The sequence below is a fragment of the Cohnella lubricantis genome (assembly GCF_014212015.1).
Classification (GTDB): Bacteria; Bacillota; Bacilli; order Paenibacillales; family Paenibacillaceae; genus Cohnella; species Cohnella lubricantis.
The window spans coordinates 48,909-64,137 of record NZ_JACJVN010000005.1; the positions used below are offsets into that span (position 1 = coordinate 48,909).

Here is a 15,229-nt window from a genome sequence, read left to right on the forward strand (position 1 = left end):
GATGCCGCATTCGCAATCCCCGTAATGCCGGTCACGGCCTATCTTCGCTCCCGAACAAGAGATCGTCGTAGGCTTCCGCGACATTCTCCCACTCCTCGTCGTCCTCGACCGTCTCCAGCTGAGGAGTTCCATTGCCATCCACGACGACGCGGAACACTTCGATATCCCCTTCCGCCTTCATCGCATCCGACTGAAGCACCGCATAATCGCGTCCGCCGAGCGACAGCTCCGCCATGATCTTGAAATGCTCGGGCTTCCCGCCCTGGCCTTCCAGCTCTACCTGATCGCCAAACAGCAACTTCAAGATGCTCTCGTTCGCTTGCGTCATGACTGCCTCCGTCCGCCTTTACTTACCGGCGTCTTCGGCGTCGTCGATGCCGCCCGCCAGCGTATTGAACGTCTCTTCAACCATATCCCATTCCGCTTCGTCTTCGATCGGGAATAGCTTGATCTCATCGTTCTCTTCCTCGTAACGGAAAGCGAACACTTCCTGCTCTTCCTCTTCGTCGTCAGCTGGGATGAGCATGATATACTTCCGGCCGGTGCCGTCGTCAGGCTCGAATCGCATTATGACTTCGAATGCTTCGTCGTTGCCCTCGTCGTCCGGGATATAAATAATTTCCGCTTCTTCTTCGCGGTTCAACTCGTCTGCCATTGTTATAACCTCTCATTCTGACGGGAGTCCAAGTAATTCTGCAGGAGAATGGCCGCAGCCATCTTATCCACGACCAGCTTGCGCTTGCGGCGGCTGACATCGGCCTCAAGTAACGTACGCTGGGCGGCGACGGTTGTCAGCCGCTCATCCCAGAGATGAACGGGCATCGATAGTGTCTGCCTAAGTTCTTCCGCGAATGCCATACAAATTTCGCCACGCGGACCGATCGTCCCGTTCATGTTCTTCGGCAAGCCGACGACAATCGATTCGACCTCGTGCTCTCGGACGAGCTCGCGAATGCGATCCAGATAGTCGCCTTCCTTCTTCCGTTCGATCACTTCCACGCCCTGCGCGGTCCAACCGAACAAATCGCTCATCGCGACGCCGATCCGCTTGTCTCCGTAGTCCAACCCCATGATTCTCATCATTACCGGTGATGGTGGAGGTAGAACCGGACAAGCTCTTCGATGAGTTCGTCGCGTTCTTTCTTCCGAATCAGGCTGCGCGCATTGTTATGACGAGGAATATAGGCGGGATCGCCGGATAACAGATAACCGACGATCTGATTGATCGGGTGGTATTCCTTCTCCACCAAGGCATCATGCACGGTTAACAGAATATCCTTGGCCGATACTTCCTCAGGATCCGGCACCACGTCGAATTTAACCGTCTGGTCCAGATGATTCTTGTCCGACGAGCTCATCTCCAGCACCTCGCTTTCTCATTCTTATCCATCATATCACATTCTCGGACGGACAGGAAATGTAAGCGCTCGGGCGAGTCCGCCGATAATCGACGCGGCTTCGGCTATGTCAGACGCGAATGCTGACGGGGCAAGCGAGATGTTCGATTATATCGATATCTCTCCCCAAGTTAGCCCAATTTAGACTGGAGATACTCGATTATTCGCGAGCATCTCCAGCCGCAGCAGTCCTGCTCTCTAGCCTTACCCTTGCAGCTGCGCCAGCACGAGCTTCTCCGCCGCGCCGAGCGCCTCGGCCAGCTTCGACGCGTCCTTGCCGCCGGCTTGCGCCATCTCCGGCTTGCCGCCGCCTCCGCCGCCGCAGATCGCGGCCAGCTCCTTGATCAGCTTGCCGGCGTGCAATCCCTTCGCCGTCAGATCCGGCGTCACGGCGACGACGAACTGCACCTTGTCGCCGTCTACGGCGCCAAGCGCGAGCACCGCCGAGCCGAGCTTCTCCTTCAGCTCATCCGCGACGCCGCGCAGCGCATCCATGCCGCCCGCGTTCACTTGCGCCGCCAGCAGCGTCACGCCGCCGACCGACTTCGCCTGGCCGGCAAGGTCTGCCGCTTCGAGGCGGCCCAGCTTGCTCTGCAGCGACTCTGCGTCGCGCTGCGCCTGGCGCAGCTCCGCCTGCAGCACTTCGACGCGCTTCGGCACGTCGGCTGCGCCCGACTTGAGCAGCCCGGCCGCTTCGCGCAGCAGTCCAAGCTGCTCGTCCATGTACGCGTAAGCGTGACGGCCGGTTAGCGCTTCGATCCGGCGGACGCCGGAGCCGATGCCGCTCTCGCTGACGAGCTTGAACAGGCCGATCTGCGCCGTGTTCCGTACGTGGCAGCCGCCGCACAGCTCGAGGCTGTAGTCGCCGACGCGCACGACGCGGACGATGTCGCCGTACTTCTCGCCGAAGAGCGCCATCGCGCCGAGCGCCTTCGCTTCCGCGATCGGCTTGTAGCTGATGTCGAGCTCGGTGCCAAGCCAGATCTGCTCGTTCACGCGGCGCTCCACATCCGCAAGCTCTTCGGCGGTAATCGCGCCGAAGTGCGAGAAGTCGAAGCGCAGGCGATCCGGTTCGACGAGCGAGCCCGCTTGATTGACGTGCGTGCCGAGCACTTCCTTCAGCGCCTTGTGCAGCAGGTGCGTCGCCGTGTGGTTGCGCACGATGTCGCTGCGGTCCGCCGCGTTGACGCTGGCCGCCACGACGTCGCCAACCTTCAGCGTGCCTGCCGTGACCGTCACGTGGTGCACGTGCTGGCCAAGCGGAGCCTTGCTCATGCCGTTCACGCTAACCGCGAGTCCAGCCGCGCCCGTCAGCGTGCCGGTGTCGCTCACCTGGCCGCCGCTCTCCGCATAGAAAGGCGTGCGGTCGAGCACGACCGCTGCCGTCTCGTCCGCGCCTGCCTCGTCTACGAACTTGTCGCCCGATACGATAGCGACGACCCGCGCTTCCGCCGTCAAGCTCTCATAGCCGATGAACTCGCTCTCCGCCGTCAACTCCGACAGCGCGCCGCCCTGCACCTTCATGCTATCCGTCTCTTGGCGAGCGGAGCGCGCGCGTTCGCGCTGCTCCTCCATCGAAGCGTCGAAGCCTTCGCGGTCGACGGTCATGCCTTGCTCCGCTGCATAATCTTCCGTCAGGTCGAACGGGAAGCCGTACGTATCGTACAGCTTGAACGCATCCGGTCCGGAGATGACCGATATGCCTTCGCTCTTCGCCTTGCCGCACAGGTCGGCGAGAATAGCCAGACCGTCGCTGAGCGTCTCGTGGAAACGTTCTTCCTCGGTACGAATGACCTTCTCGATGAACTCGCGCTTCTCCACAACCTCCGGGTAGTGGCCGCCCATAACGCCGCCGACCGTCTTCGTGATCTCCCACAGGAACGGGCGGTCAATGCCGATCACCTTGCCGTAACGAACGGCGCGGCGGAGCAGACGGCGGATAATGTAGCCGCGGCCTTCGTTGGAAGGCAGGACGCCGTCGCCGACGGCGAACGACACGGTGCGGATGTGGTCCGCGATAACCTTCAGCGCGACGTCGTGGTCCGGGTTAGCCTTATACGTTACACCTGCGATCTTGGCCGCATGCGCGATGATCGGCTGGAACAGGTCGGTGTCGAAGTTGGAATCGACGTCCTGCACGATCGAAGCGAAGCGCTCGAGTCCTGCGCCGGTATCGATGTTCTTGTTCGGCAGCGGCGTGTAGCTGCCGTCCTTGTTATGGTTGAACTGCGAGAACACGAGGTTCCACACTTCGAGGAAACGCTCATTCTCCCCGCCAGGGTAGCATTCCGGGTCGGACAGATCGCCGTACTTCTCGCCGCGGTCGTAGAAGATCTCGGTGCAAGGTCCGCATGGGCCTTCGCCGATATCCCAGAAGTTGTCGGTCAGCTTGATGATGCGGTTCTCAGGGATGCCGATCTTCTCGTTCCAGTAGCGGAACGCTTCTTCGTCCTCCGGATGAATCGTCACGGACAAGCGGTCCGGGTCGAAGCCGATCCACTGCGGGCCGGTCAAGAACTCCCACGCCCACGTGATGGCTTCTTCCTTGAAGTAGTCGCCGATGGAGAAGTTCCCGAGCATCTCGAAGAACGTATGGTGGCGGCGCGTCTTGCCGACGTTCTCGATATCGTTCGTACGGATGCACTTCTGCGAGTTGGTGATGCGCGGGTTCTCCGGCTTCACGCGTCCGTCGAAGTATTGCTTAAGCGGCGCCATGCCGGCGTTAATCCACAGCAGGGACGGGTCATTATGCGGCACGAGCGAAGCGCTCGGCTCGACATGGTGGCCTTTGCTCTCGAAGAAGCGAAGCCATCTCTCGCGGATATCCGCGGCTTTTAACGGTTGCATTAGGGGTCCTCCTTCTATTTGGGCCAAAAATGGGTTTGGTTTAACCATCTCGCTCGGCAGCCCGGCAAATAAAAAACGCCCCTGACAAGTCAGGGACGAATCGAATTCGCGGTACCACCCTGGTTATCGCGCGCCTCCTAGCGGCAACGCAATCGCCTCATCGGGCGTTAACGGGCCCACCCGTCGATGTTGAATCGAGCTCCAGAACCGGCTTCCCCCGCCCTTCGCGCAAGGATTCTTCCACCCCGGCATCTTCCCGCCGTTAGGCTTATCGGTTCACCCGAGGGAAGAGCGTCGGAATCCTCTCTCTGCAGCACGGTCTGCAAGGTACTCTTGTCCTGTCAACGCTTTGCTATTTATTGATTATAGTGAACGCTTTCCCTCGCTGTCAAACGGTTTTTCTCCGAATATAGTAGGCGGAGACGTGCTGCGCGATTACCTTCAGAGCCGCATAGACCGGTACCGCCAGCAGCAGCCCGACGATGCCCGCCAGCTCACCCCCGACCAATAGCACGAAGATGATCGTCATCGGGTGAAGATGCATCGACCGGCCGACCACCTGAGGGCTGATGATATTGCTCTCCAGGAACTGGCACAGCGTATTCACGACGGCAACCAGCAAAGCCATTTTCCACGAGATCGTTAGCGCCATTACCATCGCCGGAAGCGCGCCTAGGAACGGGCCCAAGTAAGGGATAATGTCGAACAGCGCCACGAAGAGCGCCATCAGCAGCGGGTAAGGCATGCCGATCAGCAAGTAGCCGATGTACGCCGACACCCCCACGCACACCGAGACCAGAAGCTGCCCCCGTATGTAGCTTCCCAGCGCTTCATCGATATCCTTCAGCAGCCGCACGACGCCTTGTCGGCGGGCTCTCGGCACGTACTTGAAGATTGCACGTTCGAAGACATCCATATCCTTCAGCATGTAGAAAGCCAGGAACGGAACGATCATCGCGAGAAAAAAGACGTTCACGACCGCGCCGATGTTGTGCATGAACGCGGCGACGCGCTCGGAGATCTGCTTCTCGATACCTGCGACCGACCGGTTAATGCCGCTTCTGACGCTCTCCGGCAGCATCTCATTATGATTGAAATGATGCACTAGGCTCTGCGCCTTCATCGTCATCTCCGGCACGTGCTCGTTCAGCTCCTGCACCTGCCCGACGACCATCGGCGTCACATTGACGAAGATGACCACGCAGCTGCAGATGAAGACCGCGTAGATGAGCAGCACCGCTGCCGTTCGCGGCACCTTCCGGCCGTGCAGCAGTCCGACGACCGGGTTCAGGACGTATGCGATGATCATCGCGACGAAGAACGGGGCGGATACGGATTTGAGGAACCGGAAGACCGATGCGAGCAGCGGACGAACGAGGATGAGCAGGTATAAAGCCAGAAGCCCGAGAATGACATAGACCAATATGGTAAAAAGACGACTTTGGGCAAACCGGAACAAGACGCCCCACCTCCATCTTCGCTTGGCCTTCAGGCGCCGGTCTCCTCCAGTATGCGTACTTGCCCCCAAGCGTAAACGTTGATCACGAATAAACCCCGGCCGCTCGCATAGCGCGAGCAGACCGGGGCAATGGAATTCATATTGGAGTTACAGCACGGAAATTACATGCCGTTCGCTTGCACTTGCGGCGGAATCGGCTCGCCGAAGAACAAGTCATCGAGGGAACTGAGCGTTCCGTCTTCTTCGACTTGGTACACCGACATCTTGTCGCCGTTGACCGTCAATTCAATAAAGCAGCTCCAACAATAAAATTGGTGCGAACCGATCTTGCCTATATCCTTGGAGTTGCAATTGGGGCATCTCATCATCATCGCTCATCACCTGTCACTTTCCGCGTAAGGTTCTCTCTCCAGCACCCGCTCGCACGAAGCGGGAACCAAGATAGCATCTTCGCCCAGGGTGACGCCTTCAGGTCCTTCCGGCAATATAAGCCGGCGTCTGCCCTCGAACACATCCGCGAGAAAACCGTCCGTCAATTCGTAACCTATTATTTGTATACCCTCTGACTTACCGAAGTAAACGTCGGAGACACGTCCGAGTTCTTGTCCATCTACCGTATAGACCGGCAGCTCCTTCAACCGGATTCGCCCGGTATGGAAGGAACGAAGCAGATGCTTGCGGTGAATAGTCGAGACTGCGGAACGGTCCCGAACGAAGAATGCGTCTTCCCCTCGAGTCGAGACGTCCGCCCAATTCACGATGCGGACGGCGTTCCGAAACCAAATCTTCGTATCGAGTACGAGGCAAGAAATCCGCCAAAATTCGTCTAGCACAATATCCTGAACGCGGCCGATTTGCTTCCCGCTCTCTAAATAGACGGGCAAACCGATCATTTGTTGCACATTTCTCAAAAGTCTGGGCCCCTCTTATGCGAGACGCTTGTTATCTATTACGCAAACGCTTCGCAATGGTTGCAATGATTTTTGCGGTTTTTTCCGCTTCCGCTATATTATTGCCCAAACCGAAGCTGAATCGAATCGCCGAACGGCATCTTTCTTCCGCGAGCCCCATCGCCGTCAGCACATGAGACGGCTGAAGGGAGCCTGCGGTGCACGCTGATCCTGCCGATGCGGCTACGCCCGCCAGGTCCAAATTCATGAGCATCGTCTCGTTCGACAAGCCCAAGAAGCTGACGTTCAGAATGTGCGGCACCCGCATGCTCTCCTCCTCCGCGCCGTTCACGGCGAAGGCGTCTGCGCCAAGCTGTTCGGCAAGGCCGTCCAGCAGTGCTTCGCGCATCGCGCGCACATGCGCGCGACGCTCCTCTCGCTCTTCCGCCGCAAGCTCCGCCGCTCGGACGAACGCGGCGATTCCCGCGACGTTCTCCGTGCCGGCGCGGCGCCCCCGCTCCTGCGAACCTCCGCGCTGAGTCGCCTCGAACGGAGCGCCCTTGCGGATGAACAGCGCGCCGACGCCCTGCGGCCCGTTCACCTTGTGCGCGGACAGGCTGAGCAGGTCGACGGGCATCTCGCGAAGATCGAGCGTCTCATAGCCGAACGCCTGAACGGCGTCGACGTGCATGACGGCGCCTCGTTCGCGGGCGATGCGCCCGATGGCGCCGACCGGCTGAAGCGTGCCGACTTCGTTGTTCGCCGCCATCACGCTGACGACTGCCGTCGTCTCGCCGATCGCCTTGTCGGCGTCGTCTACGCTGACGCGTCCGGCGTTGTCAACCGGCAGTACATACAACTCGAAGCCGTCTTCTTCAAGCTTCTCGCATGCGTGCAAGACGGCGTGGTGCTCAACCGCCGTCGTGACGATGCGCGTCCGCTTCGGGTCGCGCGCGCGCTGAGCTCTCGCCGCACCGTACAAGGCGGCATTATCGCTCTCGGTGCCGCCGCCGGTGAAGACGAGCTCCGCCGGATCGCAGCGGAGAATGGCGGCCAGTTTGTCCCTGGCGGCGATAATCCGTCCCCTCGCCGCGCGGCCCGCCGCGTGGAGGCTGGACGGATTGGACGGCCCCTGGGAAGCCGCCTCGGCATAGGCCGCGATCGCTTCCGGATGCATCGGCGTCGTCGCCGAATGATCGAAATAAATCAAGTCGTTGCTCATATTGCTCGCCCTCTACTACACAAACCGGCGAATTCTTTGCGTTGTAACAGATCGTTCTTTCGCATTTCTCCGCCGATTTTAAATATAGAACATGTAGCTGTCGGGCGTACCTTCTTCCTTAAAGTTGATCAGATCGTGAAGCGTGGTCGAATCGAGAACCTCCGCGATGCTGTCGCGGATGCGCAGCCACAGGTCCCGCTTCGCCGGGTCGTCCTCCTCGGTGAAGTCCACCGGGCTGATCGGGCCTTCCAGAATGCGGATAACGTCTCCCGCCGTAATGCCCTCCGGCTCATTGGACAGAATATAACCGCCATACGCCCCGCGAATGCTCTTCACCAAGCCCGCATTGCGCAAAGGCGCGATTAATTGCTCCAGATAATGCTCGGAAAGCCCGTTCTTCTCGGCGATGCTCTTCAGCGAGATCGGGCCTTCGCCGAACTTGGCCGCGAGTTCCATCATGATCGTCAGCCCGTAACGGCCCTTCGTCGAAATCTTCAACAACCGCACCTCTTTTCCACACAAGTCATTGCTATATCTATCTTCTGTCCGTATCATCCGGCAAAAAGAGAAGTATCCCCATATCACATATATGTTATCATAACAATTCTCTTTGTGGTCAAAAAATACGTAACATATTCATGTCATTTCAATTACAGACAAGCCGTTGCCGCCATGAACGTGAGAAGAAAGCCCATTTATGCTACAATGAGGGGTACCTGCGGGTCAACCCTCAGGTTCAAGGAGTGAATGCCATGAACTACCAACCATCCGACCCCGCTTCCACGCGCGTTGTCGTGGGCATGTCGGGCGGCGTCGATTCCTCTGTCACGGCTCTGCTGCTCAAGCAGCAAGGCTACGATGTGATCGGCGTCTTCATGAAGAACTGGGACGACACCGACGAATTCGGGGTCTGCACCGCCGATGCCGACGCCGAAGATGTGCGGCGCGTCTGCGACCAGATCGGAATTCCTTATTATACAGTTAACTTCGAGGAAGAATATTACGACCGGGTATTCGAATATTTCCTCGAGGAATACCGCCGGGGACGCACGCCGAATCCGGACGTGATGTGCAATCGGGAGATTAAATTCGGCGAGTTCCTGCAGAAGGCGCTTGATCTTGGAGCGGACTGCATCGCCACCGGCCATTACGCGCGCGTCGAACGCACGGCCGGCGGCGAGTACCGGCTTCTTCGCGGCGTCGACAACAACAAGGACCAGACGTACTTCCTCCATGCGCTCGATCAAGATCAACTCTCCCGCGCGATGTTCCCGATCGGCCATCTCCCGAAGCCGGAAGTGCGCCGCATCGCGGAAGAAGCCGGCCTTGCCACCGCGAAGAAGAAGGACAGCACGGGCGTCTGCTTCATCGGCGAGCGGAATTTCAAGGAGTTCCTGAGCCAATACTTGCCGGCTAAGCCCGGCGACATGGTCGATATTCGCACCGGCGAAGTGAAGGGCCGCCACGATGGGTTGATGTACTATACCCTAGGCCAGCGCCAAGGGCTGGGCATCGGCGGCTCCGGCAACGGCGACCCCTGGTTCGTCTCCGGCAAGGACCTGGAGCGCAACGTGCTCTACGTCGTCCAAGGCGATAAGCACCCGAGCTTGTACTCAGTAGGACTGACCGCGGATTCCATCAACTGGATCAGTCCGAACAAGCCGGAAGGGCCGATCCGCTGCACGGCCAAGTTCCGTTATCGCCAGCCCGATCAAGGCGTCACCGTGACGCCGCAGCCGGACGGTACGATGCGCGTCGACTTCGACCAGCCGCAGAAGGCGATCACGCCCGGCCAAGCCGTAGTCTTCTACGATGGCGACGCCTGCCTTGGCGGCGGCACGATCGAGCATGCGCTGCGCGGCGCAGCAGCCGCCGGCACTGTAGGCGCGGAAGCCTGAGCAGCAACCGCCATAAGCTGCCAGACCGCCAATAAGCCCCCCGCTCTTCACGAGCGGGGGGCTTATCTATAATTTCGGCTGCATTAGCGAAGCCCGCTTAAGGCAAGAACGAACCCCCGGCCAAGGCCGGAGGTTCGTTCGCGCACGTTCGTGATATTTCAGAAGCCGCGCTTAAGCGTGACTTACAGTTTCACCACGTTGGATGCTTGCGGGCCACGGTTGCCTTCCGTAATGTCGAACTCAACCGCTTGACCTTCTTCCAAGGTCTTGAAGCCGTCGCCTTGGATAGCAGAGAAGTGAACGAATACATCGTTGCCGTTCTCTACGGAGATGAAGCCGTAGCCTTTCTCTGCGTTAAACCACTTAACTGTTCCTCTCAAATGAAAAACCTCCTAAAATCTCGCCGTCATCGGCGAATAACCTGATTATAACCGATTCAATGTCCGGACGCAATATGTGAACTTTCTGAATTATTCTTGTCGAACCAAAATAGCGAGTGAGCTGGAATTCGGCTGGAGACCGCGGCAATCGGGCATTTTCCAACAGCATAAGACGCAGCCGCGATCCGGCGAGTCCATTCCATAATATCCCTAATATATGGTCATATGTCCCATTTCAATATCGTCGTTAGCTCGGCCCGGTCGGCTCTTCCGCTTCGCCGAACATTGATTTCTGCGCCCATCTCTTCTATGATTAAGAAAAAATCGCCAAATCGGCGTTACGCTTGGAGATATGAACCATGTTCGCCAAACACGTCATTTACAAACACGACAATTACAACATGCTGACCGTCGAAGTGCAAGGCAAGACGCTTGTCGTCCGCGAGATATCCGACCAATGGGGCGAGGAGTGCCACAAGTTCCTCAGCCGCGCCGAGATGATGCACTGGGCGGAGAACCACTTTGATGCGAAGAACTTCCCGCGAGGCGAAGAGCAGCTGCGCGAGACGCTAGACAACCTTCGCTCCATCTAACAACCCTTTACGAACCCCGAGGAGGTTGCCGCCGGTTGGACGCTAACGCCATTCTCATCTTTGCCATCGCCTCGTTCGGCCTTGGCGCCGTGCTGATCTGGCAGCGGCAGTCGATTCCCGACCGCCTGCGCCGCGGCATGGCGATCACCGCCCTGGCTTTGGTCGCATTCGCCTTCTTCCTGATCGTCTACTTCTTCGCCGCCGCAGGCGCTTAGAGGTAAAATTTAGCGCCGCAGGACATACTAGGAGCGAACGTTACCGTCACCTATGGAGGTTCGCTCAATGAGATCGTATGTCCTGCCGTCCGCCGCCGCTCTGGCGGCGTTATCTTTACTAGGCTCCATCGCGCTGTCCCCCGTCCCGCGCTCTCCAGCAGCAGCCGCGGCCCCGGCGCAAGGCAGCAGCGCTCATATATCGAATAGGAGGTTATCCGAGACGATGAACCAAGTACCGACCCGAAGCGAATCCAAGCCGGACTATCACTGGAAGCTCGAGGATCTGTTCGCGAGCCAAGCCGAATGGGATGCAGAATACGCCAAAGTACGCAAGCAGATCGGCGAGATCGCAGCCTATCAAGGCAAGCTGAAGAATGCGGCGGCAATCGCCGAGTGCTTCGCCCTCGAGGACGATCTGTCCTTGTCGACCGAACGCCTCTACGTGTACGCCAACATGCGCCATCATGAAGATATGGCGGAAGGCAAGAATCAGGCGCTCTCCGAGAAGTCGAAGAAGCTGAGCGTCGAGGTGAACGAAGCGCTGTCCTTCATCACGCCGGAGATTCTGTCACTCTCCGAAGAACAATTGAAATCGTTCATTCAAGATCCGTCGCTGAGCCGTACATATAAGCATACGCTCGAAGAGATGCTCCGCCAGAAGCCGCATGTACTGTCCAAGAACGAGGAAGCGCTGCTTGCTCAAGTCGGCAACATCTCCCAATCGCCAAGCACGATCTTCGGCATGATGAATAACGCCGACATGAAGTTCCCGAAGGTCAAGAACGAGAACGGCGAAGAAGTGGAGCTGACGCACGGCAGCTACATCCAGTTCCTCGAGAGCCGTGATCGCAGCGTTCGGGAAGCAGCCTTCAAAGCGGTGTATGACACGTACGGCAAATGGCGCAATACGCTGGCGGCTACGCTGAACGCCAATGTGGCCAAGAACATTTTCTACGCGAATGTCCGTCACTTCCCGTCCGCGCTCGAGATGTCTCTGTTCGGCGATAACATCCCGCAGAGCGTATATGACAACCTGATCTCGACCGTTCACGAGCATCTGCCGCTCATGCACCGCTACATGGAGCTGCGCAAGAAGCTGCTCAAGGTTGATGAGCTTCATATGTACGACCTGTTCGCTCCGCTCGTCGAGGAGTTCGATATGGACATCGACTACAATCAGGCGAAGAAGACGGTCTATGACGCGCTCGTCCCGCTGGGCGAATCGTATCGCAAGACGCTGCAGAGCGGCTTCGAGGACGGCTGGATCGACGTGTACGAGAATCAGGGCAAGCGCAGCGGCGCATACAGCTGGGGCGCGTACGGCACTCACCCGTATGTGCTGCTCAATCACAAGGACAATCTGAACAGCATGTTCACGCTCGCGCACGAGATGGGTCACGCGATGCATTCGTACTATTCGGACGAGAACCAGGAGTATCGCGACGCGCAGTACACGATCTTCCTCGCGGAAGTAGCTTCGACTCTGAACGAGGCGCTGCTGATGGATTATCTGCTGAACAAGTCCACTGATCCGAAGGAGAAAATGTACCTCCTCACCTACTACGCCGATCAGTTCCGGACGACGCTGTTCCGCCAGACGATGTTCGCGGAATTCGAGAAGATCGTGCACGCGAGAACGGAAGCAGGCGAATCGCTCACACCGCAGGATCTGTGCGATATTTATTACGACCTCAACGTCAAGTATTATGGCAAGGATATGGTCGTCGACAAGGAGATCGCGATGGAGTGGGCGCGCATTCCCCACTTCTACACAAGCTTCTATGTGTACAAATACTCAACCGGCTTCTCGGCGGCGACGAGCTTCGCGAAGCAGATCCTCGACGAAGGCCAGCCGGCCGTCGACCGCTATATGGGCTTCCTAAAGAGCGGCGGCAGCGATTACCCGATCAACATCCTGAAGAAGGCCGGCGTCGACATGTCCACGCCGGAGCCGATCGCACAGGCGATGAGCGTCTTCAAGGACTTGATCGAGCAGATGGAGCAGCTGACGGCGGGGCGTTAATACGAGAGCAGACATGCGGCTGCTAGCCGTTCGCTCTGCACCGTTCGCTCTATAGCAAAGGCCCGTCTCTTGAGCTATTCACATAGCTTAGAGGCGGGCCTTGTTGCGCTTGGATGAGTGTTCGCGATGGACGGCTGCGGATAAAGTCGATTGGATCGACTTCTTCGGCACCTTCGCAGCGATATTGGCCATTGTAGTCGATTGGATCGACTTCTTCGGCACCTTCGCAGCGATATTAGCCATTGTAGTCGATTGGATCGACTTCTTCGGCACCTTCGCAGCGATATTAGCCATTGTAGTCGATTGGATCGACTTCTTCGGCACCTACGCAGCGATATTGGCCATTGTTGTCGATTGGATCAACTTCTTCGGCACCTTCGCAGCGATATTAGCCATTGTTGTCGATTGGATCGACTTCTTTGGCACCTACGCAGCGATATTAGCCATTGTAGTCGATTGGATCGACTTCTTTGGCACCTACGCAGCGATATTGGCCATTGTAGTCGATTGGATCGACTTCTTCGGCACCTTCGCAGCGATATTGGCCATTGTTGTCGATTGGATCGACTTTCGAGTCTCAGTGGCCGAGAACAATCCATACTACTGCTTCTCAGAATTCAGAGTGAGGTCTGCCGCCAAAGTCTTCTTGCTTCACGAGAAGCAGCAGATTAAACCGCCGGCGACAATCTCCTCCCCTGTACTGCACCTGACATTCTATTAATACGGCAATCCAGTTGACATGAACGCGTACCCGGATAGCGTCCGAATTGAAGACCGGAACCGTACGATTTGGTATCGAACAGACGGTCAAATAGTAGACCCGTTCTGCGGCACACTATTCGCCGGCTAAGTTCGAGGGATTGCTGCAGTTATGACTTTTCGACCTTATCCGTTTGGGTTGGAACCCGCCGATTGTGTTATAGTAAAGGAATGTACAGGAAAGTTTCTAATTAGCGGAGGAGGATCCGTTCTTATGGCAACACATGAGCAAAAATTAGATCGTTACGCAGACCTGATCGTCAACATCGGCCTGCAGCTGCAGAAAGGTCAGAAGCTGGTCGTTAACGCAACGACCGATTCGGTAGACCTCGTTCGCGCCATCGCGCGCAAGGGTTACGAGGCCGGCGCCTATCTCGTAAAGGTCAACTGGAACGACGACACGGTCTCCCGCTTGCGCTACGATCACGCCGATGAAGGCGCGTTCCTCGAAGAGCCGAAGTGGTATGCCGGCGAGATGGTCGAGCTGGCTGAGCAGAACGCTGCGGTCGTAAGCGTCGTCTCCTCGGATCCGGATCTGTTGAAGGGCGTGCCGCAGGAGCGAATTGTCAACCACCAGAAGACGTACGGGAAAACGATGAGCCTGTACCGCAAATATACGCTCTCGAACAAATTCAGCTGGTGCGTCGTCGCCAATCCTTCCGCCGCTTGGGCGGCTAAAGTGTTCCCGGATGCGCCGCAGGAAGAGCAAGTCGCCAAGCTGTGGGACGCTATCTTCGCCGCTGTCCGCGTCGACCGCGACGATCCTGTCGCCGCATGGCAAGAACATATTCAGACTTTGAATCAGAAATCCGACTACTTAAACGCCAAGCAATATAAACGGCTTCACTATGTCGCTCCAGGAACCGACTTGTTCGTCGGGCTGCCGGAAGGCCATATCTGGGTCGCAGCCGACAGTGCGAATGAGAAGGGCACGCCATTCGTGGCGAACCTGCCGACGGAGGAAGTGTTCACCGCGCCGCTCGCTTCGGACGTCAGCGGCCATGTGTCCAGCACGAAGCCGCTCAGTTACGGCGGCAATATCATCGACGGGTTCACGCTTACGTTCGAGAACGGCCGAATTGTCGATGTGAAGGCAGAGAAGGGCGAAGATACGCTCAGGAACCTCGTCGAGATGGACGAAGGCTCCCATTATCTCGGCGAGGTGGCGCTTGTCCCCCACTTCTCGCCGATCTCGCAATCCGGCATCCTGTATTACAATACGCTGTTCGACGAGAACGCTTCGAACCACTTGGCGATCGGCGCTGCTTATCCGTTCTGCCTCAAAGGCGGCACGCAGATGTCCGAGGAAGAACTGGCTAAGAGCGGTCTCAACAAGAGCATGACGCACGTCGACTTCATGATCGGCTCGGCCGAGATGGACATCTACGGCGTCACCGCGGACGGCAAAGAAGAGCAAATCTTCCGCCAAGGCAACTGGGCGATCTAAGCGCCCCCCCTAAAGTGACGCGGATGCTCCATAAAAACAAACCGTGAATCTAGCTAGGGCCGTTCCTCCGTCTGAACTTCACCCCGTCAAGTAGACAGT

17 protein-coding genes are annotated in these 15,229 nt (G+C 57.8%); 6 read left to right on the top strand and 11 right to left on the bottom strand.

All coding sequences use genetic code 11. The features are described 5' to 3' along the window. Positions 1 to 31: 31 nt before the first annotated feature. From H4Q31_RS00720 to cymR, 10 genes are all read right to left on the bottom strand, one after another. Positions 32 to 328 carry a DUF1292 domain-containing protein gene (locus H4Q31_RS00720; RefSeq protein WP_185177153.1) on the bottom strand — a complete coding sequence of 99 codons (297 nt, stop codon included), beginning with the start codon at positions 326 to 328 and terminating at the stop codon, positions 32 to 34. An 18-nt stretch (positions 329 to 346) separates the two neighbouring features. Continuing rightward, on the bottom strand, positions 347 to 655 hold the full coding sequence (locus H4Q31_RS00725; RefSeq protein ID WP_185177154.1) for a DUF1292 domain-containing protein: 309 nt from the start codon (positions 653 to 655) through the stop codon (positions 347 to 349). Between the two features lie 2 nt (positions 656 to 657). Further along, a complete protein-coding gene (ruvX, locus tag H4Q31_RS00730; RefSeq protein WP_185177170.1) occupies positions 658 to 1,080 on the bottom strand; it encodes a Holliday junction resolvase RuvX in 423 nt (140 codons plus the stop codon). Between the two features lie 2 nt (positions 1,081 to 1,082). Next, positions 1,083 to 1,358: an IreB family regulatory phosphoprotein gene (locus tag H4Q31_RS00735; RefSeq protein WP_185177155.1), complete on the bottom strand. Its 276-nt coding sequence runs from the start codon at positions 1,356 to 1,358 to the stop codon at positions 1,083 to 1,085. A gap of 243 nt (positions 1,359 to 1,601) precedes the next feature. After that, entirely contained in the window at positions 1,602 to 4,244 is a 2,643-nt protein-coding gene (gene alaS, locus H4Q31_RS00740) for an alanine--tRNA ligase (protein ID WP_185177156.1), read from the bottom strand. 388 nt (positions 4,245 to 4,632) lie between these two features. Further along, positions 4,633 to 5,703, bottom strand: a complete 1,071-nt coding sequence (locus H4Q31_RS00745) for an AI-2E family transporter (RefSeq protein WP_185177157.1) — start codon at positions 5,701 to 5,703, stop codon at positions 4,633 to 4,635. A 161-nt stretch (positions 5,704 to 5,864) separates the two neighbouring features. Further along, positions 5,865 to 6,071 carry a YrzR-like zinc ribbon domain gene (locus H4Q31_RS00750; RefSeq protein WP_185177171.1) on the bottom strand — a complete coding sequence of 69 codons (207 nt, stop codon included), beginning with the start codon at positions 6,069 to 6,071 and terminating at the stop codon, positions 5,865 to 5,867. Positions 6,072 to 6,080: 9 nt separating this feature from the next. Continuing rightward, the gene (locus tag H4Q31_RS00755) at positions 6,081 to 6,605 is read right to left on the bottom strand and encodes a PRC-barrel domain-containing protein (protein WP_311771654.1); all 525 of its coding nucleotides are present in this window, start codon (positions 6,603 to 6,605) and stop codon (positions 6,081 to 6,083) included. A 40-nt stretch (positions 6,606 to 6,645) separates the two neighbouring features. Beyond that, positions 6,646 to 7,815 (bottom strand): cysteine desulfurase family protein, encoded by a 1,170-nt coding sequence (locus H4Q31_RS00760; RefSeq protein WP_185177159.1) that lies wholly within the window; start codon positions 7,813 to 7,815, stop codon positions 6,646 to 6,648. A 78-nt stretch (positions 7,816 to 7,893) separates the two neighbouring features. Beyond that, positions 7,894 to 8,313: a cysteine metabolism transcriptional regulator CymR gene (gene cymR, locus H4Q31_RS00765; protein ID WP_185177160.1), complete on the bottom strand. Its 420-nt coding sequence runs from the start codon at positions 8,311 to 8,313 to the stop codon at positions 7,894 to 7,896. A gap of 254 nt (positions 8,314 to 8,567) precedes the next feature. On the opposite strand from cymR, the gene mnmA reads away from it, so the two are divergent. Further along, a complete protein-coding gene (gene mnmA, locus H4Q31_RS00770) occupies positions 8,568 to 9,713 on the top strand; it encodes a tRNA 2-thiouridine(34) synthase MnmA (protein ID WP_185177161.1) in 1,146 nt (381 codons plus the stop codon). Between the two features lie 182 nt (positions 9,714 to 9,895). Here the strand turns inward: mnmA and H4Q31_RS00775 are convergent, their stop codons facing one another. Next, positions 9,896 to 10,093, bottom strand: coding sequence for a cold shock domain-containing protein (locus tag H4Q31_RS00775; RefSeq protein ID WP_185177162.1), 198 nt, complete (start codon positions 10,091 to 10,093; stop codon positions 9,896 to 9,898). Between the two features lie 359 nt (positions 10,094 to 10,452). Here H4Q31_RS00775 and H4Q31_RS00780 point away from each other — a divergent pair, with 359 nt between their 5' ends. The 5 genes from H4Q31_RS00780 to H4Q31_RS00800 all read left to right on the top strand — a co-directional run bounded on the left by H4Q31_RS00780 (position 10,453) and on the right by H4Q31_RS00800 (position 15,130). Then, entirely contained in the window at positions 10,453 to 10,686 is a 234-nt protein-coding gene (locus tag H4Q31_RS00780) for a hypothetical protein (protein WP_185177163.1), read from the top strand. A 35-nt stretch (positions 10,687 to 10,721) separates the two neighbouring features. Further along, positions 10,722 to 10,901, top strand: coding sequence for a hypothetical protein (locus tag H4Q31_RS00785; RefSeq protein ID WP_185177164.1), 180 nt, complete (start codon positions 10,722 to 10,724; stop codon positions 10,899 to 10,901). A gap of 223 nt (positions 10,902 to 11,124) precedes the next feature. Further along, positions 11,125 to 12,924 carry an oligoendopeptidase F gene (gene pepF, locus H4Q31_RS00790; protein WP_185177172.1) on the top strand — a complete coding sequence of 600 codons (1,800 nt, stop codon included), beginning with the start codon at positions 11,125 to 11,127 and terminating at the stop codon, positions 12,922 to 12,924. 109 nt (positions 12,925 to 13,033) lie between these two features. Further along, on the top strand, positions 13,034 to 13,645 hold the full coding sequence (locus tag H4Q31_RS00795) for a hypothetical protein (RefSeq protein WP_185177165.1): 612 nt from the start codon (positions 13,034 to 13,036) through the stop codon (positions 13,643 to 13,645). Positions 13,646 to 13,897: 252 nt separating this feature from the next. Continuing rightward, positions 13,898 to 15,130, top strand: a complete 1,233-nt coding sequence (locus tag H4Q31_RS00800) for an aminopeptidase (RefSeq protein ID WP_185177166.1) — start codon at positions 13,898 to 13,900, stop codon at positions 15,128 to 15,130. Positions 15,131 to 15,229 lie beyond the last annotated feature (99 nt).